This window comes from Streptomyces sp. NPDC003042 (assembly GCF_053591315.1).
Genome location: NZ_JBSFTP010000004.1, coordinates 47,599 through 69,598, shown reverse-complemented (window position 1 = coordinate 69,598; position 22,000 = coordinate 47,599). Strand labels below are relative to the sequence as shown.

The window sequence follows — 22,000 nt, the reverse complement described above, 5'->3', positions numbered from 1 at the left end:
CGCTGCCGAAACGTTGCGTGCGTCACTCTTGCCTTTAGGTTAGCTTTACCTTACTTATAAGGCGTTAAAAGTTCCTCGCTGCACGTGCAGGAAGGCTTCACATGCGACGCCCCTTGGCCCGTACTCTGACCGCGCTCGCCGCGGCGGCGTTCCTCCTCCCCGCTGTCGCCGGCTGTGGCGCCGACGAGGACGACGCGGGGCTCGTGATCTACTCCGGCCGCAACGAGAAGCTCGTGGGGCCGCTCCTGGACGAGCTGGAGAAGGCGGTGGGCACCACCGTCGCCGTCCGCTACGGCGAGAGCGCCGAACTGGCCGCCCAGATCCAGGAAGAGGGCGACAGGACCAAGGCCGGTCTCTTCTTCTCCCAGGACGCCGGCGCCCTCGGCGCCCTCTCCGGCAGGGGGCTGCTGGAGAAGCTGCCCCAGGAGTCGCTCGACAAGGTCGACCCCGCCTTCCGCGGTGGCGAGGGCGACTGGGTCGGCACCTCCGGACGCGTCCGCGTCCTCGCGTACCACCCCGGCCAGGTCTCCAAGGTGCCCGACAGCGTGCACGAGCTGGTCAAGCCGGAGTGGAAGGGCAGGATCGGCTACGCGCCGACCAACGCCTCCTTCCAGGCCTTCGTCACCGGCATGCGCGTCCTGGAAGGCGACGACGCCACCCGCACCTGGCTCAAGGGCCTCAAGGCGAACGAGCCGAAGGCGTACGACAACAACCTCAAGGTGCTCGAGGCCGTGGGCAAGGGCGAGGTGTCGCTCGGCCTCGTCAACCACTACTACTGGTACGAACAGGTCGCGGAAAAGGGCGCGGACAAAGTCCGCTCCAAGATCCATTTCCTGCCGGGCGGTGACCCGGGCGCCCTCGTGAACACGGCCGGGGTCGGCATCGTCAAGGCCGGCGGCCAGGCACCGGTGGCACAAAAGGCCGTCGATTTCCTGCTCTCGGAAAAGGCCCAGAAGTATTTCGCCGACGAGACCAAGGAATACCCCCTGGCCGGAGGCGTGACCAGCTCCGTCAAGGACCTGCCCCCGCTGACATCCCTCGACGCCCCCAAGATCGACCTGGGCAAGCTCGAATCCCTTCAGGAGACCCTGAAGATGCTCCAGGACGCCGGGATGGTCTGACCCCCATGCACCCCACGGATCCCGTCGTGCGCACGGATCCCGCCCTCCGCCCGACCGGCGCCACCGCGCCGGCCGGGCGGTCGCGTGCCGGGCGCCGCCCGCCCGCCGTCCTGCTGATCCCCGCCGCCGTCGCCGCCCTCTTCGCAGCTCTGCCCCTCGGCTACCTCGCCGTCCGCTCCCTGGAACGCGGTCCCGCCTTCGCCTGGGAGATCGTCGCCGACGCGCGCACGGCCGAGCTGCTCGGCCGCAGCCTGATGCTCGCGGCCGTCGTCGTCGCCGCCTGTCTGGTGCTCGGCATATCCCTGGCCTGGCTCACCGTACGGACCGAACTGCCCGGCGCCCGCGCCTGGTCGGTCCTGGTGACCCTGCCGCTCGCCGTGCCCAGCTACGTCGCCGCGTTCGCCTGGCTGTCCGCCTTCCCCGGCCTCACCGGCTTCACCGGCGCGGCCCTCGCCCTCACCCTGGTGAGCTTCCCCTACGTCTACCTGCCCGTCACCGCCGCGCTGCGCGGCACCGATCCGGCCCACGAGGAGGTCGCCCGCTCGCTCGGACACGGCCCGCTGCGGACCTTCCTGCGCGTCACCCTGCCCCAGCTGCGCCCCGCCGCCGCCGGGGGAGCCGTACTCGTCGCGCTGTACGTGTTCTCCGACTTCGGCGCCGTCTCCCTGATGCGCTACGACACCTTCACCCGCGGCATCTACACCTCCTACCGGGCCAGCTTCGACCGCACGCCGGCCGCCGCGCTGAGCGTCGTCCTGGTCGTGATCACGATCCTGCTCGTGGCCGCCGAGGCCCGCACCCGCGGCCGCGCGGGCCACGCCAGGACCGGCGCCGGCAGCGCCCGCCCGGCCCTCCCCGTACCGCTCGGCCGCTGGAAGGCACCGGCACTGGCCTGGTGCGCGGCGGTCACGGCCGGCGCCGTCCTCACCCCGCTGGGCACCCTCGGGTACTGGCTCGCCGTCGGCAACTCGGCGACCTGGGAGCCCTCCACCCTCCTCGATGTCGCCGCAACCACCCTCGCGGTCGCCGCCGCCGGCGCCGCGCTCACCACCCTCCTCGCCCTGCCGGTCGGCGTCATCGCCGCCCGCCACCGGGGCCGCACCGCGCGGCTGCTGGAACAGTCCGCCTACGCCGGACACGCCCTCCCCGGCATCACCGTCGCGCTGTCCCTCGTCTTCTTCGCCGTCCGCTACGCCGAACCGCTCTACCAGGAACTCCCGCTGCTGGTCTGCGCGTACGCCGTGCTCTTCCTGCCCGTGGCGGTCGCCGCCACCCGCGCCGCCGTACTGCAGTCCCCGCCGGTGCTGGAGGAGGTGGCGCGCTCGCTCGGCCGCAGCCCCCTGCGCGTCCTGCGCGAGATCACCGTGCCGCTGGCCGCGCCCGGCGTCGCCACCGGAGCCGCACTGACCTTCGTCGTGTGCATGAAGGAACTGCCCGCCACCCTCCTGCTGCGCCCCACCGGCATGGACACCCTCGCCACCCGTCTGTGGACCGAGACCGGAACCGGATCCTTCGCCGCGGCGGCGCCCTACGCCGCCGCCCTGATCCTGCTGGCCGCGATCCCGTCCTACCTGCTCGGAAGGCACCGCACATGACCGACCTCCGGATCGAGGGACTGACCAAGGCGTACGGTGCCGGTGCCCCCGTGCTCGACGGACTCGACCTCACCGTCCCCGGCGGCACCCTGATGGCCGTCCTCGGGCCCTCGGGCTGCGGCAAGACCACCCTGCTGCGCGTCATCGCCGGCTTCCTGCGCGCCGACGCCGGCACGCTCACCCTCGGCGGACGCACCCTCGCCGGCCCCGGCGCGCACCTGGCGCCCGAACGCCGCCGCATCGGCATCGTCCCCCAGGAAGGCGCCCTCTTCCCGCACCTCGGCGTGGCCCGCAACATCGCCTTCGGACTGACCGGACAGAGCGGCTCCGACCGCCGACGGCGCGTCGAGGAGATGCTGGAACTCGTCGGCCTCGCCGGCTACGGCGACCGGATGCCGCACGAACTCTCCGGCGGCCAGCAGCAGCGCGTCGCCCTCGCCCGCGCCCTGGCACCGCGGCCGCAACTGGTCCTGCTCGACGAGCCGTTCAACGCCCTCGACAGCGCCCTGCGCACCGGCGTGCGAGGCGACGTACGCGCCGCCCTCCAGGCCACGGGAGCCACCGCCCTGCTGGTCACCCACGACCAGCAGGAGGCCCTCTCCAGCGCCGACCTCGTCGCCGTCGTGCGTCAGGGCGCCGTCGCCCAGTGCGCCACGCCGCAGGAGGTCTACCGCCGCCCCAGCGACCCCTGGGTGGCGGCGTTCGTCGGTGACGCGGTACTCGTCAGGGGAACCGCCGAGAAGGGCACCGCGACCACCGCGCTCGGCCGCATCCCGCTGGCCGATCAGCCGGCCGGGCTGCGCGAGGGCCTGGTCCTGCTCCGCCCCGAGCAGCTGCGGCTGACCGACACCGCCTCGGGGCAGGCCCAGGGCACGGTGACCCGCGTGCGCTACTACGGCCACGACGCCATGGTCACCGTCGACCTCGACGGAGTGGACGAACCGGTCGACGTCAGGGTCGCGGGCCCGGCCCCGGCGAGCCCCGGCGAGCGCACCGGCATCACGGTGACCGGAGAGGCCACCCTGCACCCCGTCAACGCCTGACCGGCCCACCGCCCGGCGCGGCTCAGCGCGTGTCGCGCTCCGGCAGGTCCCGCTCGGCGGGAGCCGGGGTGAGCGCGAAACCGCGCCGGGCGGACGGCGCGGTTTCGCCCTCGCAGAACGCCGCTTCGAGCGTCCCGCCGAGGGCCGTGTTCGCCGCGCCCCTGTTCGAGGTGTTCGCCATGGCGGCCAGGCTGCGGCGGCCGTCCCGGGTGGCGAAGGCGTAGGTGTAGAAGCCCTGCACCGTGCCCGTGTGCCCGTAGACGGAGGCGCCGCAGGAGAGGTCGTAGCGGCGCAGGCCGAGGCCGTAGAACCGGGTCTTCGTGGCGTCGGTCGGGCTCATGGCCACCATCGCGTCCAGCATCCGTGACGACAGCAGCCGGCCGCCGAGCAGCGCGGACATGAAGGTGTTCAGGTCGGCCGGGTTCGAGATGACCGCACCGGCCGACTGGGCCCAGGACGCCGTCTGCTCGGTGGAGTCGACCAGGGCGGCGCCGGGCTGGTCGGGGTGCAGGTAGCCGCGCGCGTGCAGCCCCTTCACCGTGGTGCCCGGGTGGACGTAGGCGGTGTTGCGCAGCCCCAGCGGCCTGATGACGCGGCGCTCGTACTCCGTGGCCACCCGGTTTCCGGTGGCCTTCTCGATGAGCATGCCGAGGACGACGAAGTTGGTGTTCGAGTACCGGTACGCCGCGCCGGGCCGGGTCGTCCGGGGTTCGCGCAGGGAGAGGTTCACCAGCTCCCGGTAGCTGAACACCCTGTGGCGCACGGCCTCGAAGCCGGGCACGGTCCGCTGGAACATGGTGGCCGTGTAGTCCGCCAGGCCGCTGCGGTGGTTCAGCAGGTGACGCACCGTGATCCGGTCGTCGGGCAGCAGGCCGGGCAGGTAGCGGTTGACGGAGGTGTCCAGGCCGATCTGCCGTTCGGCCACCAGTTGCAGCACGACGACGGCGGAGAAGGTCTTGGTGACGCTGCCGATCCGGAAGCGGGCCTCGGGATTCATCGCCGAGCGGGTGGTCCGGTCGCGCACGCCCACCGCCTTGGTGCGGACGCCGTCGGGGCCCGTGAAGCGGGCCACGGCGCCCGGCGCTCCGGCGCGGGTGGCATGGCGCAGCGCCCGGGTCAGGGCGTCGGGTTCGGGGGTCGTCGGGGCGGTGCGCGCGCGCTCGGTGGGGCGTACGGGGGCGGCGTGGGCGGTGGCCACGGGTGCCACGGCGGCCATCACGGCCAGCAGCGCGACAGGGAGGGCGAGGTGTCGGTTCATGCTGCGCAGAGGCTAGGCGGACAAAAGGGGACGAGAGCGGAAGAATCATTTCGCCGCGCTGGGGTTCCACTCGTTCGGGGTCGCGCGGGCGGTAGTATCTGACAATGGTTTCCATTATCAAGTGGAATTCGTTTCCAGAGAGAGGCAGGTAGACCTGTGTCCGCCCACTGTCAACTGACCGGAGCCCAGCCCGGTTTCGGCAACAGCATCTCCCACTCGCACCGCCGCACCTCCCGCCGCTTCGACCCCAACGTGCAGCGCAAGCGGTACTGGCTGGCGGGCGAGGGGCGCCACGTGCGCCTCACGCTGAGCGCGAAGGCGATCAAGACCATCGACACCATCGGCATCGAGGCCGCCGTGGCGCGGATCCGCGCGCGGGGGGTGAAGGTCTGATGGCCAAGAAGAGCAAGATCGCCCAGAACGAGAAGCGCAAGGCGATCGTCGAGCGGTACGCGGCCCGGCGCGCCGAGTTGAAGGAGCTCGTGCGGCGGCCGTCCTCGACGGATGCCGAACGCCGCGCCGCACTGGCCGAGTTGCGCAGGCAGCCGCGCGACGCCAGCGCCACCCGGGTGCGCAATCGCGACAGCGTGGACGGCCGCCCTCGCGGGCACCTGCGGAGGTTCGGCCTGTCCCGGGTGCGCATGCGTGAACAGGCGCACGCCGGATTCCTGCCCGGAGTCACCAAGTCGTCCTGGTAGGAGGCGTGTGCGCGGGCCCGCATGCCCGGCGGGATGCGGGCCCGCGCGTCGCTACCGGGCGGCCGTGGAAGGTGCCGGTTCGGCGCCGACGGCGTCGTGGAGCCCCAGGCGCAGGTGCTCCACGTGGAAGAGGGCCTGGTCGAGGAGTTCCGCGACGTGGTGGTCGTACAGCGAGTACACGATCGAGCGGCCCTGCCGCTCGCCGGCGACCAGGCCGAGATTGCGGAGCAGGCGCAACTGGTGCGAGCAGGCGGACGGTTCCATCCCGACCGCCTCGGCGAGATCGCCGACCGCGCACGGACCTTCCTGGAGGCGGGCGAGGATGTACAGCCGCGAAGGGGTCGCCAGGGCCTGAAGGGTCGCCGCGACGTCGGCGGTCCCCACGGCGTCCAGGCGTTCGCGCGTGGTGGTGGTGTTCTTGCCGTCGGCTGCGTGACCCATGGAGACCATCCTACTGACGACATCTGAAGACCTCTTCAGATGTTCCTGTAAGGTGGTGCCGTCGCCGTCCGCCGCCCGTGAAGGGTCGATCCGTCATGTCTTCCGTCCTGCTCCAGCGTCCGGAACGGGCAGCGCGGCCCGGCTCGGCCACGGCGCCACCGCGCCGCACCAGGGTCTTCGCGCTGGCGGAGGCACGCTGGGCCGCGGCGGCCCTCGCGCTGTTCCTGATCGCGCTGCCGCTCCAGCTCACCGGAGCCCCGGCCTGGTCCTGGGGACCGCTGTACGCCCTCGCCTACGCGACCGGCGGCTGGGAGCCGGCCCGGGCCGGGCTCATGGCGCTGCGGGACAAGACCCTCGACGTGGACCTGCTGATGATCGTCGCCGCGATCGGCGCCGCCTCGATCGGGCAGGTGATGGACGGGGCGCTGCTCATCGTCATCTTCGCCACCTCCGGCGCCCTGGAGGCGCTGGCCACGGCCCGCACCCAGGACGCCGTACGCGGCCTGCTCGACCTGGCGCCCGCCACCGCCAACCGGCTGACCTCCGACGGCCGTGAGGAGAGCGTCAGCACCGAGGACCTCGTGGTCGGCGACATCGTTCTCGTACGGCCCGGCGAGCGGATCGGCGCCGACGGACGGGTCCTGGACGGAGCCGGCGAAGTCGACCAGGCCACCATCACCGGCGAACCGCTGCCGGTGGCGAAGCGGCGGGGTGACGAGGTCTTCGCGGGCACCCTCAACGGCACCGGCTCGCTGCGCGTCACCGTCGAACGCGACGCCTGCGACTCGGTGATCGCCCGGATCGTGGCCATGGTGGAAGAGGCCTCCCGGACCAAGGCCCCCACCCAGCTGTTCATCGAGAAGGTCGAACAGCGGTACTCGCTCGGCATGGTCGTGGCCACCCTGGCCGTCTTCCTCGTCCCGCTCGCCTTCGGCGCGGACCTGACGGGATCGCTGCTGCGCGCGATGACCTTCATGATCGTCGCCTCGCCGTGCGCGGTGGTGCTGGCCACGATGCCGCCCCTGCTGTCCGCCATCGCCAACGCCGGACGCCACGGCGTCCTCGTGAAGTCCGCCGTCGTCATGGAACGCCTCGGCCAGGTCGACGCGGTCGCCCTGGACAAGACCGGAACGCTGACCGAGGGCACCCCCCGGGTCACCGCGATCCGGCCGCTCCCCGGCAGCGGCCTCGACGAGGACGGCCTGCTCGCCCTCGCCGCCGGCGCCGAGCACCCCAGCGAACACCCCCTGGCGCGCGCCGTCGTGGACGCCGCCCACGCGCGGGGCCTGCGCCTGCCCGCCGCCGAGGACTTCGCCTCCGCTCCCGGGATCGGCGTCACGGCCACCGTGGGCGGCCACGCCGTCGCGGCAGGAGCCCCGGCCCGGCTGCTGGCGGGCGCCAGTGACCCCGTCCGCGCCCACGCCCTGGTGGTGGTGGGCGAACTGGAGGCCGGCGGCAGCACCGCCGTCCTCGTACTGCGCGACGGGGTCCCGGCCGGAGTACTGGGCATCGCCGACCGGCTGCGCCCCGACGCGGCGGCCACCGTCAAGGCCCTGCACGCGCTGACCGGCACCCCGCCGATGCTGCTGACCGGCGACAACCGGCCCGCCGCCGCCCGGCTGGCCGCCGAGGCCGGCCTCACCGACGTCCGCGCCGGACTGCTGCCCGAGGACAAGGTCGCCGCCGTCCGCGAGCGGGAGGCGGCCGGGCGCAAGGTGCTGGTCATCGGCGACGGGGTCAACGACGCCCCGGCGCTGGCCGCCGCCCACACCGGCATCGCCATGGGCCGCGTCGGCTCCGACCTCGCCCTGGAGACGGCGGACGCGGTCGTCGTCCGCGACGAACTCGCCACCGTGCCCGCCGTGATCGCCCTCTCCCGCGCCGCCCGCTGCCTGGTGGTGCAGAACCTGGTCATCGCCGGGGCGTTCATCTCGGTCCTGGTCGTCTGGGACCTGGCCGGACACCTGCCGCTGCCGCTCGGCGTCCTCGGGCACGAGGGCTCCACCGTCATCGTCGGCCTCAACGGCCTGCGCCTGCTGCGCGACGCCGCCTGGAACAGGGCGGCCGCCGGCTAAGGGCTGTCCCGTAATCCCCGGTGGATCAGCGCACGGCGTCAGATGCGGTGCATCTCCCCCAGCTACCGCTGGGAGGTGCCCCCGAGCGGAGGGGCGTCCTCATACTGGGCGTATTCGGGATACTGGGCGTATTCGGGCGCTCCGACAACGCGGCGAGGTGCCGTAGCTGTCGTCGTGCGCCCGCCGGGGATTACGGGACAGCCCTTAGGACCTGGTGCTGTGAACCTTGCCGGTCACAGCACTGGCGAGCGCCCGCGAGAAGTCGTACCGGGCTGGACAGTGCCGTGGCTGCGACCACTGCCCAGCCCGGAGTCTCATGCCCGCGCGGCCACCGGTCGCGGGTGCTCGTGCTCGCAGGCGTCGTCGATCCCGAAGGTCTCCCACTCCGGGAACGGGTCGTCCGTCGGCAGGCTCTCGCCCTCCGCCATCAGGCAGCAGGACAGGGCGGCTCGCAGCGCCTCGGCACGCAACCCGGTGCCGATGAAGACCAGTTCCTGGCCCTGCGCGGTGTCCGCGTCGCGGGCTCCGGAGGGCTCGAAGCGGGCCACGGCTCCCGCCTGCGACCACAGGCCCGTCACCTTCGGCCGGCTCGACAGCCAGAAGAAGCCCTTCGAGCGCAGGATCTGCCCGTAGGTCCCGCTGTCCAGGCCCTTCGTCACGAAGGTCCACAAGCGGCCCGGGTGGAAGGGCAGTTCGGAGCGGAAGACGGTGGAGGAGATGCCGTACTCCTCGGTCTCGGGAACGTGGTCGCCGTTGAGCTCCATGACCCAGCCGGGGGCCTGCTGGGCCCGCTCCAGGTCGAACAGTCCCGTACCCAGCACCTCGCCGAGCTCGACCCGCCCGCGCGTGGCGGGCACGATCCTGGCGACGGGGTTGAGGCGGGTGAGGGCGGCCCGGAGCCGGGCGGCGCCGTGCGCGTCGACGAGGTCGAGCTTGTTGAGCACGATGACGTCGGCGAACTCGATCTGGTCCATCAGCAGGTCGCTGACGGTGCGTTCGTCGTCCTCGTACGGGGCCAGCCCGCGCGCGGCGAGTTCGTCGCCGCTGCCGAGTTCGGGCAGGAAGTTCGCCGCGTCGACGACCGTGACCATGGTGTCGAGGCGGGCGAGGTCGCCGAGGGTGGCGCCGTCGTCCCGGGGGAAGGAGAAGGTGGCGGCGACCGGCATGGGCTCGGAGATGCCGCTGGACTCGATGAGGAGATGGTCGAAGCGGCCCTCCTGGGCGAGGCGGGCCACCTCTTCCAGCAGATCGTCGCGCAGGGTGCAGCAGATGCACCCGTTGGTCATCTCGACGAGCCGTTCCTCGGTCCGGGACAGCGCCGCACCGCCGCCCCGCACGAGCGCGGCGTCGATGTTGATCTCGCTCATGTCGTTGACGATGACCGCGACGCGCAGGCCCTCGCGGTTGGCGAGGACGTGGTTGAGCAGCGTGGTCTTGCCGGCGCCGAGGAACCCCGACAGGACGGTGACGGGCAGCCGGTCGTGCGTCACGGGCGTCAGCCCTCGGGGTGCAGGAGGCCGCGCTCGTACGCCTTCACCAGGCGCTGCGGGACCTGGTACACCGAGCCGTCGACCGTGACGGGCACCAGCTGCGGGGTGGTGGCCTTCCACTGGGCGCGGCGGTGACGGGTGTTGCTGCGGGACATCTTCCGCTTGGGGACAGCCATGGCGAACCTCCTGGGGCCGGTCGGGTGGGTGAGGGCGACGCTATATGAAAATGGATCCCATTGCCAATCTTCCCGTGTGGCGCCCTGAGACCGTCGGCTCGACTCCCCGGGACGGGCAGGTACACACTTGACGAAGAGGCCCGTTATCCCGTCATGTCCGGTCCGCACCTCGCCGGACCGGCGGCGACGGAAGGAGTTCTCCATGCACCCCCTCGCCCTCGCGGGCGCCGCGGCCGGCCGGATGGCCCACTATGCGGTCTCCGGTGTGGTTGGCGGCCTCATCATCAAGTACCTGCCCGACGCCAGGCCCGCGGCCCGCAAGGCGGTCGTCGGAGGCCTTGCGGGCGGGATCGTCGCGGGGCGCTGGCTCTCCTCGGCGGCCGAGGAGGCCCGGCTCAAGGCCGGTGACATGCTGGCGGAGGCCCGCGGCACGCTCGGCGAGGAAGTCCCGCCGCCCTCCGCGGTCGCCACCAACCACGATCACGGACACGAGCACTGACATGTCGACCGTGCTGGTGCGCTCCGTGGCCGCGGGCCGCGCCAGGCTGACCGTCCCCTGGCTGCGCGCCCGCCCCGGCTGCGCCGGACTGGTCGACGACCGGCTGACCGGCCTCGGCGGCTTCCGCGCCCTGCGGATCTTCCCCCGTACGGGAAGCGTCGTCATCTGGATGGCGCCGCAGGACCTGGACGTCGACGCCCTGGTCGCCGCCCTGGAGGAGGCCCCGTCCGAATCCGCGCCCGTCAAGGCCACCCGGTCGCTGCCCGACTCCTCCACCGGCGAGGTCGCCCGGCTGGTCGTCGGCGGCGCCGTCCTCGCCCTCGTGGCGCTGCGCCGGCTGCTGGGTCGGCCCAGGATCACCGTCGGCTCCTCCGGCTTCCTCGGCGCGGTCACCGTCTTCACGGGCCTGCCCTTCTTCCGTGGCGCCCTGCGCACCCTGCGCGGACGCCGCAGCCCCGGTACGGACACGCTCGTCACGGCGGCGACCGTCATCTCCCTGGTGCTGCGCGAGAACGTGGTCGCCCTCACCGTCCTGTGGCTGCTGAACATCGGCGAGTTCCTCCAGACCCTCACCCTGCGGCGGACCCGGCGCGCCATCGAGGACCTCCTCACCATCGGCGAGGAGCGCGTGTGGCGCGTCCACGAGGCCGGCGTGGAGGTGGAGGTGGCGCTGGAGGACGTACGGCCCGGCGATGTCGTCGCCGTGTACGAGCACCACCGCATCCCCGTCGACGGATACGTGGTCCACGGCGAAGCCCTGGTGGACCAGGCCGCCGTCACCGGCGAGGCCCTCCCCGTCTACACCCACGACGGCGCCCACGTGTACGCGGGCACCATCGTCACCTCCGGATCGCTCACCGTCCGCGCCGACGCGGTCGGCCGCGACACCACCGTGGGGCGCATCATCAGCCGGGTCGAGGAGGCCCAGGCCGACCGGGCGCCGATCCAGACCGTGGCCACGCGCTTCACCCAGCGGTTCGTCCCCGTCTCCTTCGCCCTCGCCGCCCTGACCTACGTGGTCACCCGCGACGCGCGGCGCGCCATGACCATGCTGCTCATCGCCTGCCCCTGCGCGGCGGGCCTCGCCACCCCGACCGCCATCAGCGCCGCCATCGGCAACGGAGCGCGCCGCGGCACCTTGATCAAGGGCGGCACCCATCTGGAGGGCGTGGGCCGCGTCACCGCCGTCGTCTTCGACAAGACGGGCACTCTCACCTTCGGCAAGCCCCTGGTCACCAGTGTGGTCAGCCTCAGCGACGCGTTCACCGCCGACCAGGTACTCAGCCTGGCCGCCTCGGGCGAGCTGCACGCCCGCCATCCGCTCGCGCAGGCCATCGTCGCCCGTACCGAGGAACAGCACCTGCACGTCCCCATCCACCAGGCCTGCGAGGTCGTGCTCGGCATGGGCATGCGCGCCGAACTCGACGGCACCCGCCTGCTGGTCGGCAGCCCGGCCCTGCTGCGCCGACACGGGGTGGAGCTCACCGTCGAAGCCCAGGGCTGGACCGAACGGTTGCGGCGCGGCGGCGAGACCGTCATCTGCCTGGCCCACGACGAGGACCTGATCGGCATGCTCGGTGTGTCCGACGCCGTGCGGGCGGGAGCCGACACCGTCATCCGGCAACTGCGCGACCTCGGGGTGTCCCGCGTGCTGCTGCTCACCGGCGACGCACCCGAGACCGCGCAGGTCGTCGCCGACGCGCTCGGCATCACCGAGGTGCACGCGCACGCGCTGCCCGAGGCCAAGCTCCAGCTCATCCGCGACCTCCAGGCCGAAGGGCACACCGTGGCGATGGTCGGCGACGGCACCAACGACGCCCCCGCCCTCGCACTGGCCGACGTGGGCATCACCATGGGCGAGCACTCCTCGCACGTGGCCCTGGAAACCGCCGACATCGCCCTCGCCGGCAACGACCTGAGGCAGGTCCCCGCCGTCGTCGAACTCAGCCGCCACACCTTGCGCGTCGTCCGGCAGAACTACGGCCTCGCCATCGGCGTCAACCTGCTCGGCCTGCTCGCCGGAGCCGGAGGCTCGATGAACCCCGTCCTGGCGGCCCTGCTGCACAACACCAGCAGCATCGCCGTCGTCGGCAACTCGGCACGCCTGGTCAGCCACACCCCGCATCTGCCGCTCGTGGCCGACGACGTACTGAAGGCGGCCCCGCTGGAGGACCGCCGCGTGCACTAGGGCCGGTGTGATGTCGTGATCAGTTGCTGGGTTCCGCCGCCTTCGTGGGGGTGGAATCCGGTAGAACATTGGTCGTGACGCGCAGGCAACTCACCGATGGTCAGTGGGAGTTCATCGGGCCGTACCTTCCGGTCGGAAGGTACGGCCCGTACCCGGAGCGGCTGCGGGAACAGTTCGAGGGGGTGATCTGGCGGTCCGTCCGGTCCAGCGGCCAGTGGCGGGAGATCCCTGCCGAGTTCGGTCCCTGGGGCCACCGTCTACGGGCGCTTCCGGGTCTGGCGGAACGCCGGCGTCTTCTCCGCCTGCTGGAAGGCCTGCGCGCGAGGCGGTCGGCCCGTCACCCACGACGCCGACCTCTACAAGGAACGGAACACCGTCGAACGCTTGATCAACAAACTGAAGGCCTGGCGAGGAATCGCCACCCGCTACGACAAGTCGCCCGAGAGCTACCTCGCAGGCCTCCACCTCCGCGCCGCAATGATCTGGATCGACGACCTCTTGAAGGTCGCCGGCTGATCACAACATCACACAGGCCCCAGCAGCAGCCCAGTAGTGGGGCGAACAAGCCGGTCAGCAGAGGCTGGGCTGGACGAGGCTGCGCGCGGAGCCCGCAGGCAGCGGACCGGTGGACATGTCTGGTGATCGCCGCCCACGCCCAGCTCCGGCTCGCCCAGCCCTCGTCGAACTACCGCAAACGGACAAACGACAAGGTGAGTGCCTGCTTCCGACCTCAGGGGCGGCACTCGTCCGAGTCAGGAGCCATGCGCTGCACCAGCGTCAACCCGCCCGCGCGACTCGTCCGGTCGGGCGGGCCGTCTCTCGTCCCGGGTTGGTCCGATGGGTTGGATCTGCCGGTGGGTCGCGCCGGGACGTTCCTGGCGGCGGCAGAGCCGGGGTTATGAATGCGTCATCTGACCATCCATGAGCATCAACCTCAGGAGCCACACGATGCGCCCCATCAGAGCAGCCTGTCTCGGCACGGCCACCGCGCTGGTCACCCTTCTCGCCTGCGTCCCTGTCGCGGCCGCCTCGACGGACAACGATTCCGCCGACGCCAAGGGCAAACACCGGGTCATCACACTCATCGGCCGGCTCGCGCAGCAGTCGTTCTTCCCTGTCAACCCCGGCGGCGGCCCCGCCCAGGGCGATCGGACCGTCTTCCGCTCGGTCCTCTTCGACGAGGACGGCAACCAGGTCGGCGACACCGGCGGCACCTGCACCACCACCCGGGTCGACAACGGCGGAGCGGAGGCGTGCTACGTGACCTACACCCTTCCGGGCGGCCAGCTCTCCGTGCAGGGGATGGTCTTCGGCCATCTCAACCCGGGCCCTCCCCCTTCGTTCGACAACGGGATCACCGGCGGCACCGGGGAATTCGACCGGGCTCGCGGCTCGGTCCACGTCGACACGGTCGTTCAGGGCACGAGGCGCTTCACGATCGACCTCTACAGCTGACTGACCCTGGCACCCACCCGGTGAGAAGGCTGGCCCGTCCACGGCACCGCCCACCGGCTCGATTGGTCCCATTGGCGGCGCCGCCACCAGGCTCGATCCCAGGGTAGATCGTCTTCTGTGGCGCAGATGCAACTGACTGACGCAGAACGGGAATTCATCGAGCCGTATTTGCCGATAGGCAGATACGGCTCGTACCCAGAGCGGCTGCGGCACCAGTTCGAGGGAGCGATCTGGCGAATCAGGACAGGCGGGCGGTGGCGGGAGATGCCGCAGGAGTTCGGCCCTTGGCCCGACCGGGCCGTCAACCAGAAGAAGAAGGGCCGCCAAGGCGGCCGGCCACTCAGTCACGACGCCGAGCTCTGCAAGGCAAGGAACACCGTCGAGCGCCTGATCAACAAGCTGAAAGCCTGACGCGGCATCGCCATCCGCTACGACAGGACCCCGAAAGCTGGACTCCACCTCCGCGCCTCCGTGATCCGGATCAGGGACCTCACGCGAGCCACGTGATCACGACTCGATACGCGCCCTAGGGCAGCGCCTACCTAGACGGCCACCACGCAGTCGTCGGAGCTGCGGGTGCCCAGGATGCTGACGATTCCGGCGGTGCCGTCGCCGAAGAACCGGGAGAACAGGCCGGCCGGGCGGCCGCCGAACAACAGCGGGCCGAAGACCGGGGCGACGTCCACGTCGTGCGGTGCGTCCGCGCCGTCGGCGACCAGGTCGACGCCCGGATGAGGGCTTGCGGCCCGAAGGCCGTGAACTCGTCGAAGGAGATACGGGGAAACCGGCAGGCCCCCGAGGCCGTCCCGCTCGGACGCGGGTCGCTCAGCGCTCACAGCCCTGGCCCCTTGTCATGTGTCATTTTTCCAGTGCCGCCATTTCCGGAGCCGGGTCCGCAGCCGCCCTCTTCCCGCGCAGCGCAGGCTGTCCCGCGAGGCTGAGCCCCAGGGCCACCACTCCGCCGCCGACGCCCGCCCACGCCGCCAGCCCGCGGAATTGTCCAGGTCGGCCAGCAGCCCGCCCACGGCCGTGCCCGAGGCGATCCCGAGGGCCCCGCAGCTGGTGAGTCACGAGAACGCCTCCGAGAGGGAGCCCTTCGGGGCCAGGGACTCCAGCAGCGTGCTGCCCGCGATCAGCGCCGGGGAGATCGCGATGCCCGCGACGACGGCGCAGAAGGCCATCACGAGGGAGGAGCCGGCGAAGGCGAGGGGGACCGCGCCGAGCGCGAGCAGACAGGTGGTGATCGAGAGCAACCGGGCTTGCGACAGCCGCCAGTTCACGGCGCCGTAGGTCACTCCGGCGATCAGACTGCCCACGGCTGTCAGCGAGATCAGCACGCCGGCGAGCCCGGGCGTCGACCGTTCCTGGGCGAAGGCGATCATCGTGACGCCGACCGCGCCGAACTGGAAGCCGAGGGCGGCGTAGGCGCGATCATCAGCACCCACACCCCGGGCACCGTGATCGCTCGCCGGGGGATCTGGCCCGGTGTCGGATCGGACGTCGGCTCGGACCGGCGGTGCAGCGACGGCGACGGAGCCGATGGTGGTCAGCGCCGCGCAACCCGCCGCTGGCTGGTGCGGTCGGCAAGCCGCCCGAACACGGGGCTGGCCACCCCTTGCGAGATCATCATCAGACAGGCGATGGACCGCATGGCGATCGGGAACCGGCCGATCACGCCCCATAATGCCAGCGGCGCGGCGCCGGGCCCGCGCAGCAGTCGTACTCAGGACCCGAGTCCGGAATGCGACCCCGAAGTACCCTCGGATACGCGGCCCCCCTCTGTGTAACACGTCGAATTGCCACGTCACGGTGCACTGGAGTGCGTAACCCATCACGTTGTACAGCCTGTTGAGGGCATGGGCTGTGGGGCCCTGAGGTCGTGAGGGCGAACGTAGTGGAGAGTGATCGAGTCGGCCCATGGACTGATGGCGTATACGGCGCGTCGAAGTTCAGACAAACGTCTGATGCGGCAAGGTCCCGTCCCTGTAAGGCAGTTCGCAGTACGCCGGCTGAGATCTTCCCGGCCTGGTACACCCATACGATGGCTGGCGGCCGCATGCGATCCATGAGGCAGGCGTGACGATTCGATTCAGGAGGCAGTCGTGACCGAGCTGACGTCCGAGAGCCCGGAACCGCGGGCCCCGGAGACCATAAAGCAGCGGAAGAACGGTCTGGACCGGGGAGTGAGCGACGAGCTCGCCGAGAACATGAAGCAGGGCTGGGCCGACACCGAGCGCCACGACCTGGAGCCCATCGCGCAGGCCGCGCACACCGCCCGGCGCCGCGCCGATCTCTCCGCCCGGTTCCCCGGCGAGCGCCTGGTGGTACCCGCCGGCAACCTGAAGGTCCGCGCCAACGACACCGACTATCCCTTCCGGCCCTCGTCCGACTACGTCTACCTGACCGGCGACCAGACGGAGGACGGCGTGCTCGTCCTGGAGCCCGGAGCGGACGGCGGTCACCGGGCCACCGCGTACCTGCTGCCCCGCTCCGACCGCGAGAACGGCGAGTTCTGGCTCTCCGGCAGGGGCGAGCTCTGGGACGGCCGGCGCAACAGCCTCACCGAGAACGAAAAGCTCCTCGGCCTGCCCTGCAAGGACATCCGCGACCTGGCCGGCGAGCTCAAGGAGGCCACCGGCCCGGTCCGCCTGCTGCGCGGCCACGACACCGGCATCGAAGCCGCCCTGCACGACAAGGTGACCGCCGAGCGCGACGAGGAGTTCCGCGTCTTCCTCTCCGAAATGCGCCGGCTCAAGGACGACTTCGAGATCGCCGACCTGCGCTTCGCCTGCGAGGCCACCGCCCGCGGCTTCGAGGACGTCGTCCGCTCCCTCGACCAGGCGCGGGCCACCTCTGAGCGCTACATCGAGGGCACCTTCTTCCTGCGCGCCCGCGTCGAGGGCAATACCGTCGGCTACAGCACGATCGCCGCCGCCGGCCCGCACGCCACCACCATCCACTGGGTGCGCAACGACGGCGCCGTGCGCTCCGGCGAGCTGCTGCTGCTCGACGCCGGCGTGGAGACCCGCAACCTCTACACCGCCGACGTCACCCGTACCCTGCCCGTGAGCGGCCGCTTCACCCCGCTCCAGCGCAAGATCTACGACGCGGTCCACGAGGCCCAGTCGGCCGGCATCGCAGCCGTCAAGCCGGGCGCCTCCTACCGCGACTTCCACGAAGCCGCCCAGCGGGTGCTCGCCGAACACCTGGTCGCCTGGGGCCTGCTCGGCGACCTCACGGTGGAAAGGGCCCTCGAACTCGGCCTGCACCGCCGCTGGACCATGCACGGCACCGGCCACATGCTCGGCCTCGACGTCCACGACTGCGCCGCGGCCCGCACGGAGCTGTACGCTGACGGGACGCTGGAGCCCGGCATCGTGCTCACCGTCGAGCCGGGGCTGTACTTCCAGGTCGACGACCTGACCGTGCCCGAGGAGTACCGAGGCATCGGCGTGCGGATCGAGGACGACATCCTCGTCACCGAGGACGGCAACGAGAACCTCTCGGTCGCCCTGCCCCGGCAGGCGGACGAGGTCGAGGCCTGGATGGCCGCCCTGCGGGCCTGACGCCCGGCCGAGGCGCCCGGCGGGTGCCTCGTACGTCGGTCCCGGGCCTCACCGCACGCCGAGGCCCGGACCCTCACGCCTTCTTGCCGCGACCCTCTCCCAGGAACCGGCGCAGCCTCGCCAGCGGCCACGTGTTGATGACGTCGTCCTTGGTCAGCCAGCCGCGCTGCGCCGTCGCCACCCCGTAACGCATGTACGGCAGGTGCGTGATGGCGTGTGCGTCGGAGTTCACGGCGAACTTCACGCCGTACCGTTTCGCGCGCAGGATGTCCTCGTCGCACAGGTCGAGCCGCTCGGGATGCGCGTTGATCTCCAGCGCGGTGCCCGACCGCGCGCAGGCCTTGAAGACTGCGTCGAAGTCGGCGTCGATGCCGGGGCGTTTGCCGATGCGGCGCGTCGTGGGATGGCCGATGACGGCGACGTACGGGTTCTCGCACGCGCGGATGAGGCGGCGGGTGAGTTCGCGGCGGCTCTGGTTGAAGTGCGAGTGGACCGAGGCCACGCAGATGTCGAAATCGGCGAGGAACTCGTCGGGCCAGTCCAGGGCGCCGTCCGGGCCGATGTTGAGTTCCGTGCCGTGCAGCAGCCGCATCTTGTGGTGCGTACCGTCGAGCGCGCGGACCCGCTCGCGCTGGGCGAGGATCTTCTCGCTGGTCATGCGCTGCATGTACAGGTTCGGTGCGTGGTCGGTGACGGCGTAGTACGTGTAACCGAGGCCGGCAGCGGCGGCGATCATGTCCTCCAGCGGGGCCAGCCCGTCGGTGGCGTCGGTGTGGGTGTGCAGATCGCCCCGGATGTCCCGCTCCGTGAGGAGGTCGGGCAGCTCCCCGCGCAGCCCTGCCTCGATCTCGCCCCGGTCCTCGCGCAGCGTCGGCGGTATCCACGGCAGTCCGAGCCGGTCGTAGATCGCCTCCTCCGTCTCGGAGGTGATGCTGTCGCCGCTCTCGGCGTCGAAGAGCCCGTACTCGGACAGCTTGAGGCCCTGACGCACGGCGAGTGCGCGCGTGCGGATGTTGTGCGCCTTGGAGCCGGTGAAGTACTGCAGCCCCGCGCCCCAGGAGGTCGGGGGGAGGACCCGGAGGTCCACCTGGAGGCCCGTGGTGGTCCGTACGGAGGTCTTCTTCTCCCCGTGCGCGATGACCTCGGCGGTGTGCGGCAGGCCGATGAGGGCGTCCATGAACGGTCCCGGCCGGCGGGCCGCGACCAGGAGGTCGACGTCGCCGATGGTCTCCCTCATCCGGCGCAGGGACCCCGCGTACGCGCACCGGACGCAGCCCCGGACGGCCGACAGCTCGGCGACGAGCTGTTCGGCGATGTCCAGGGCGGCGCTGACGAGCATCCGGCCCTCACCGGCCTTCTGCAGCACGGAGATGCCGTGCAGGATGTTCTCCTCGGTCCGCTCCCCGAAGCCCTTCAGGTCGCGCAGCCGTTCCTCGTGGATGGCGTCGAGCAGCTGGTCGACGGAGGCGACGCCCAGCTCCTCGTAGAGGATCATGGCCTTGCGGGGGCCGAGGCCCGGGATCGTGAGCAGTTCGCGCACCCCGGCCGGCACGGACGCCCGGGCCTTCTCGACGACGGTCATGCGGCCCGTGCGGAGGTACTCGAGGATCTTGTCCGCGACGGACTTGCCGACGTTCGGGATCTCGCGCAGCTCCTTGGCGTCGAGCGTCGAGACGTCCCGCGGGTAGCCGCCGACGGCACGGGCGGCCTTTTCGTAGGCGCGCGCCTTGAAGGCCTCCCCGCCCCGGATCGCGATGAGGTCGGCGTACTCCTGGAGCAGCGCCTCGATCTGTTCGTTGGCACCGGCCATACCTCCAGGGTGCCCCCCTTCACCCCGCACGGGCACGCCGGGGGCGGGGCGCGGGGCCACGCGGGCCGGTGGGCGTAGCCGTCTACCCGCACTGGTCACATGTCACACTGCGCGCATGAGTGCTTGTGAGGACCTGGACGACGCTCCTCCGGATGTGGAGCCGATCCCACCCGTCGACGGATGTGCCGAGTGCCTGGCACAGGGCGAGCGCGACTGGGTGCACTTGCGTCTCTGCCTGAGCTGCGGACACATCGGTTGCTGTGACAGTTCACCCGGCAAGCACGCGTCGGCGCATTTCCACCGGACCGGTCACCCGGTGATCCGTTCGTACGAAGCGGACGAGGACTGGCGCTGGTGCTTCGCACACGAGGTCATCGGCTAGAGGTGTCCGCCGATCGCCCGCGTCCTGGCCGCGGCGTCGAAAAGGGCCCAGCCGTCGACCTCTTCGGTCGCGGGGCCGTCCGGACGCCACCCGCGGGCCTGGGCCTCTTCGAGCAGGGCCCGGACGGTGCCGGGTTCGTGCAGGTTCAAGCTGCCGCCCTCGGCCTTGCAGACCTCCCCCGAGTGCATCGGGTAGCCGTCCGGGACGAGTCTGCCGGGGCCCGCTCGGAAGACGGTGCGCAGGGACCCCCGCGCACCGGCCGGGTAGAGGGTGAGGGTCTCGCGGCAGTCCTCGTACCCTCGGCCGGTGCCCAGGGCGCGGTGGGCGTGGCGTACCGACCACATGTAGGTGTTCCCGTCGACCACGAGGCGCCGGGCTGTTCTCGGGTTGCGAGCCATCAGCAGTTCATCCCCGGTCGGTCGGGTCGGGTGTCCAGGCAGCAGCGTACGAAGTCCTGGACCACGGGGTCGGTGTCGTTCGAGGGGGCCCAGGCGACGCCGACCCGGCTGGGGCTGAGTCCGCTGACGGGGCGGTAGGTGATGCCGGGGCGGGCGTAGAAGCGCGCGGAGGACTCGGGGGTGAGGGCGACGCCGTAGCCGTTGGCGATCGCGCTGAGCCAGTCGTCGGGCTGTTCGGTGACGGCCCCGACGCGGACCGGGTGGCCTTCGCGTTCGTCGGTGCCCAGCCAGTACTCCCGCCACGCGCCGGTTTCGGGCGGGGCCGCCACGAACGGCTCGTCCCACAGGTCCCGGAAGGAGATCCGCTCGCGCGCGGCGAGCGGGTGGGCGGCCGGCAGGGCGACCCAGCGGGGCTCGGTGAACAGCACCTCCACGCGCAGGGCGTCCTGGCCGGGGAAGGGCAGCCGCAGGAGGGCGACGTCGACGTCCGCGTCGGCGAGTCCGGCGGTCGGGTCCGACCACGACGCCTGCCGCATCTCGGCCCGCCAGCCCGGCCGGCGGCGGGCGAACGCCGCGATGATGCCCGGGGTGGTCTCGTTGGCGGCGCTCGCGAGGAAGCCGATCCGCAGGACGCGGGCCGCCCGGCCGGCCGCGGTCCTCGTGTCGTGCAGGACCTGATCCCAGTCGGACAGGAGCGCGGGGATCCGCTCCGCCAGGGTGCGGCCCGGGCCGGTGAGGGCCATGCCGGCGCGGGACCGGGTGAACAGCGCCAGCCCGAGCAGGGTTTCCAGCTGCTTGATCTGTTTGGTCAGCGCCGGCTGGGACACGAACAGCCGTTCAGCGGCGCGGGTGAGGTTCCCCTCCTCGGCCACTGCGACGAAGGAGCGCAGCAGTCGGGTGTGGACGTCCATGCCGTCAGGTTATCGATGCAGGTATTGGACGCCAAGAGGGAGCCGGGCGAGGGTTTTCACAGGGGGCGGCGGTCGGCCGACCCCGGTGTGCCGAACGGAGCTTGGCCGTGTTCATCGCCTACTTGTGCGTCACCGTCCTCACGATCCTGGCCAACGCCTGGGAGGCCGTCACCAACTTCGCGAGAGCCCGGTCCGTCCTCGCCAACGCGACCGAAGTGGGCGTCCCGCACTCCTGGCTCCCGATGCTCGGCGCGCTGAAGGGGGCCGGAGCCGTGGGGCTCGTGCTCGGGCTCCTCGGCTTCCGGTCCATCGGGATCGCCGCAGCGACCGGGCTCGTGCTCTTCATGATCTGCGCCGTCGCCGTCCACGTCCGGGCCCGTGTCCTCTACAACATCGCCTTTCCCGGCGCCTTCCTGGGTCTGGCCGGCGCGGCCCTCGTCCTCGCCGTCGTGCGGTGAACGGCCGGGCGCCCAGGGGTGGCCGTCACCGCTGCGCTCCAGACTGGGATCGTCCTCGGGGGAGGGCTGCCGGGGGCCCGGCAGGAACTTCGCGGACTTCGTCCGGAGTTGTCGGGCGAGGTAGTCGGCGGCGTCGTCGGGGCGCATCCGCGCGAGAGCCACGAGGCAGGTGATGACGGTGTCGGCGACTTCCGCGTGGACGTCCGTCCAGCCGTGGCTGAAACCCTTGCGGGGGTTCGTGCCACGGGCGCCGATGACGGCCTGGGCCGCCTCGCCGAACTCCTCGCCGATCTTGAGGACCTGCAGGGTCCACTGCTCTTGGACCGACAGCCCTCGCTCGTCGTCCTGCCGGGCGAATGATCGGGCGAGCGTCTCGATGGTGGGCCATACGTCTCGCACGGGGTTCCTCCTCTGCTCGGGCTCCGGTGGCGGGGGC

At 71.6% G+C, this 22,000-nt stretch carries 21 protein-coding genes and 3 pseudogenes; 15 read left to right on the top strand and 9 right to left on the bottom strand.

Annotated elements, in window-relative coordinates; all coding sequences use genetic code 11:
* The first annotated feature begins 101 nt into the window (after nt 1-101).
* From ACWDYJ_RS03605 to ACWDYJ_RS03595, 3 genes are read left to right on the top strand one after another with little or no spacing between them, the layout of a single operon-like run.
* Nucleotides 102-1,121: an iron ABC transporter substrate-binding protein gene (locus tag ACWDYJ_RS03605; RefSeq protein ID WP_451563802.1), complete on the top strand. Its 1,020-nt coding sequence runs from the start codon at nt 102-104 to the stop codon at nt 1,119-1,121.
* A gap of 5 nt (nt 1,122-1,126) precedes the next feature.
* Nucleotides 1,127-2,716, top strand: coding sequence for an ABC transporter permease (locus tag ACWDYJ_RS03600; RefSeq protein ID WP_451563801.1), 1,590 nt, complete (start codon nt 1,127-1,129; stop codon nt 2,714-2,716).
* Nucleotides 2,713-3,759 (top strand): ABC transporter ATP-binding protein, encoded by a 1,047-nt coding sequence (locus tag ACWDYJ_RS03595; protein ID WP_451563800.1) that lies wholly within the window; start codon nt 2,713-2,715, stop codon nt 3,757-3,759. Before ACWDYJ_RS03600 ends, ACWDYJ_RS03595 begins: the two co-directional genes overlap by 4 nt.
* A gap of 22 nt (nt 3,760-3,781) precedes the next feature.
* On the opposite strand, the gene ACWDYJ_RS03590 is transcribed toward ACWDYJ_RS03595, so the two are convergent.
* On the bottom strand, nt 3,782-5,017 hold the full coding sequence (locus ACWDYJ_RS03590) for a serine hydrolase domain-containing protein (protein ID WP_451563799.1): 1,236 nt from the start codon (nt 5,015-5,017) through the stop codon (nt 3,782-3,784).
* A gap of 156 nt (nt 5,018-5,173) precedes the next feature.
* On the opposite strand from ACWDYJ_RS03590, the gene rpmB reads away from it, so the two are divergent.
* Entirely contained in the window at nt 5,174-5,410 is a 237-nt protein-coding gene (gene rpmB / locus ACWDYJ_RS03585; protein ID WP_451563798.1) for a 50S ribosomal protein L28, read from the top strand.
* Nucleotides 5,410-5,715 (top strand): 30S ribosomal protein S14, encoded by a 306-nt coding sequence (gene rpsN, locus ACWDYJ_RS03580; RefSeq protein ID WP_451563797.1) that lies wholly within the window; start codon nt 5,410-5,412, stop codon nt 5,713-5,715. Before rpmB ends, rpsN begins: the two co-directional genes overlap by 1 nt.
* Before the next feature lie 51 nt (nt 5,716-5,766).
* On the opposite strand, the gene ACWDYJ_RS03575 is transcribed toward rpsN, so the two are convergent.
* Entirely contained in the window at nt 5,767-6,156 is a 390-nt protein-coding gene (locus ACWDYJ_RS03575) for an ArsR/SmtB family transcription factor (RefSeq protein WP_451563796.1), read from the bottom strand.
* A 95-nt stretch (nt 6,157-6,251) separates the two neighbouring features.
* Here ACWDYJ_RS03575 and ACWDYJ_RS03570 point away from each other — a divergent pair, with 95 nt between their 5' ends.
* On the top strand, nt 6,252-8,231 hold the full coding sequence (locus tag ACWDYJ_RS03570; protein WP_451563795.1) for a heavy metal translocating P-type ATPase: 1,980 nt from the start codon (nt 6,252-6,254) through the stop codon (nt 8,229-8,231).
* A gap of 314 nt (nt 8,232-8,545) precedes the next feature.
* On the opposite strand, the gene ACWDYJ_RS03565 is transcribed toward ACWDYJ_RS03570, so the two are convergent.
* Both ACWDYJ_RS03565 and rpmF read right to left on the bottom strand, forming a co-directional pair.
* The gene (locus ACWDYJ_RS03565) at nt 8,546-9,721 is read right to left on the bottom strand and encodes a GTP-binding protein (RefSeq protein WP_451563794.1); all 1,176 of its coding nucleotides are present in this window, start codon (nt 9,719-9,721) and stop codon (nt 8,546-8,548) included.
* Nucleotides 9,722-9,726: 5 nt separating this feature from the next.
* Nucleotides 9,727-9,897: a 50S ribosomal protein L32 gene (rpmF, locus tag ACWDYJ_RS03560; RefSeq protein ID WP_384493893.1), complete on the bottom strand. Its 171-nt coding sequence runs from the start codon at nt 9,895-9,897 to the stop codon at nt 9,727-9,729.
* Nucleotides 9,898-10,099: 202 nt separating this feature from the next.
* Between rpmF and ACWDYJ_RS03555 the strand changes: the two genes are divergently transcribed.
* The 5 genes and pseudogenes from ACWDYJ_RS03555 (at nt 10,100) to ACWDYJ_RS03535 (ending at nt 14,546) form a co-directional block, all read left to right on the top strand.
* Complete coding sequence (locus ACWDYJ_RS03555; RefSeq protein ID WP_451563793.1) at nt 10,100-10,396, top strand: DUF1490 family protein; 297 nt, start codon at nt 10,100-10,102, stop codon at nt 10,394-10,396.
* A gap of 1 nt (nt 10,397) precedes the next feature.
* The gene (locus ACWDYJ_RS03550) at nt 10,398-12,584 is read left to right on the top strand and encodes a heavy metal translocating P-type ATPase (protein WP_451563792.1); all 2,187 of its coding nucleotides are present in this window, start codon (nt 10,398-10,400) and stop codon (nt 12,582-12,584) included.
* A gap of 74 nt (nt 12,585-12,658) precedes the next feature.
* Nucleotides 12,659-13,100 (top strand): annotated as a pseudogene (locus ACWDYJ_RS03545) (transposase).
* Between the two features lie 432 nt (nt 13,101-13,532).
* Nucleotides 13,533-14,039: an allene oxide cyclase barrel-like domain-containing protein gene (locus ACWDYJ_RS03540; RefSeq protein ID WP_451563791.1), complete on the top strand. Its 507-nt coding sequence runs from the start codon at nt 13,533-13,535 to the stop codon at nt 14,037-14,039.
* Between the two features lie 117 nt (nt 14,040-14,156).
* A pseudogene (locus ACWDYJ_RS03535) lies at nt 14,157-14,546 on the top strand (transposase).
* Between the two features lie 35 nt (nt 14,547-14,581).
* Here ACWDYJ_RS03535 and ACWDYJ_RS03530 read toward each other — a convergent pair.
* Nucleotides 14,582-14,764, bottom strand: a pseudogene (locus ACWDYJ_RS03530) (hypothetical protein); the annotation flags it as partial.
* A gap of 342 nt (nt 14,765-15,106) precedes the next feature.
* Nucleotides 15,107-15,484, bottom strand: a complete 378-nt coding sequence (locus ACWDYJ_RS03525) for a hypothetical protein (protein ID WP_451563790.1) — start codon at nt 15,482-15,484, stop codon at nt 15,107-15,109.
* A 657-nt stretch (nt 15,485-16,141) separates the two neighbouring features.
* On the opposite strand from ACWDYJ_RS03525, the gene ACWDYJ_RS03520 reads away from it, so the two are divergent.
* A complete protein-coding gene (locus tag ACWDYJ_RS03520; RefSeq protein ID WP_451563789.1) occupies nt 16,142-17,605 on the top strand; it encodes an aminopeptidase P family protein in 1,464 nt (487 codons plus the stop codon).
* Nucleotides 17,606-17,678: 73 nt separating this feature from the next.
* On the opposite strand, the gene polX is transcribed toward ACWDYJ_RS03520, so the two are convergent.
* Nucleotides 17,679-19,415 carry a DNA polymerase/3'-5' exonuclease PolX gene (gene polX / locus ACWDYJ_RS03515; RefSeq protein ID WP_451563788.1) on the bottom strand — a complete coding sequence of 579 codons (1,737 nt, stop codon included), beginning with the start codon at nt 19,413-19,415 and terminating at the stop codon, nt 17,679-17,681.
* Nucleotides 19,416-19,530: 115 nt separating this feature from the next.
* Here polX and ACWDYJ_RS03510 point away from each other — a divergent pair, with 115 nt between their 5' ends.
* Entirely contained in the window at nt 19,531-19,797 is a 267-nt protein-coding gene (locus tag ACWDYJ_RS03510) for a UBP-type zinc finger domain-containing protein (RefSeq protein ID WP_451563787.1), read from the top strand.
* On the opposite strand, the gene ACWDYJ_RS03505 is transcribed toward ACWDYJ_RS03510, so the two are convergent.
* Entirely contained in the window at nt 19,794-20,195 is a 402-nt protein-coding gene (locus tag ACWDYJ_RS03505; protein ID WP_451563786.1) for a hypothetical protein, read from the bottom strand. The two genes, ACWDYJ_RS03510 and ACWDYJ_RS03505, sit on opposite strands and share 4 nt — an antisense overlap.
* Nucleotides 20,195-21,106 carry a LysR family transcriptional regulator gene (locus ACWDYJ_RS03500; protein ID WP_451563785.1) on the bottom strand — a complete coding sequence of 304 codons (912 nt, stop codon included), beginning with the start codon at nt 21,104-21,106 and terminating at the stop codon, nt 20,195-20,197. Before ACWDYJ_RS03500 ends, ACWDYJ_RS03505 begins: the two co-directional genes overlap by 1 nt.
* Before the next feature lie 107 nt (nt 21,107-21,213).
* On the opposite strand from ACWDYJ_RS03500, the gene ACWDYJ_RS03495 reads away from it, so the two are divergent.
* The gene (locus ACWDYJ_RS03495; protein WP_451563784.1) at nt 21,214-21,564 is read left to right on the top strand and encodes a DoxX family protein; all 351 of its coding nucleotides are present in this window, start codon (nt 21,214-21,216) and stop codon (nt 21,562-21,564) included.
* Between the two features lie 213 nt (nt 21,565-21,777).
* Complete coding sequence (locus tag ACWDYJ_RS03490; protein WP_451563783.1) at nt 21,778-21,924, top strand: hypothetical protein; 147 nt, start codon at nt 21,778-21,780, stop codon at nt 21,922-21,924.
* The last annotated feature ends 76 nt before the right edge of the window (nt 21,925-22,000 follow it).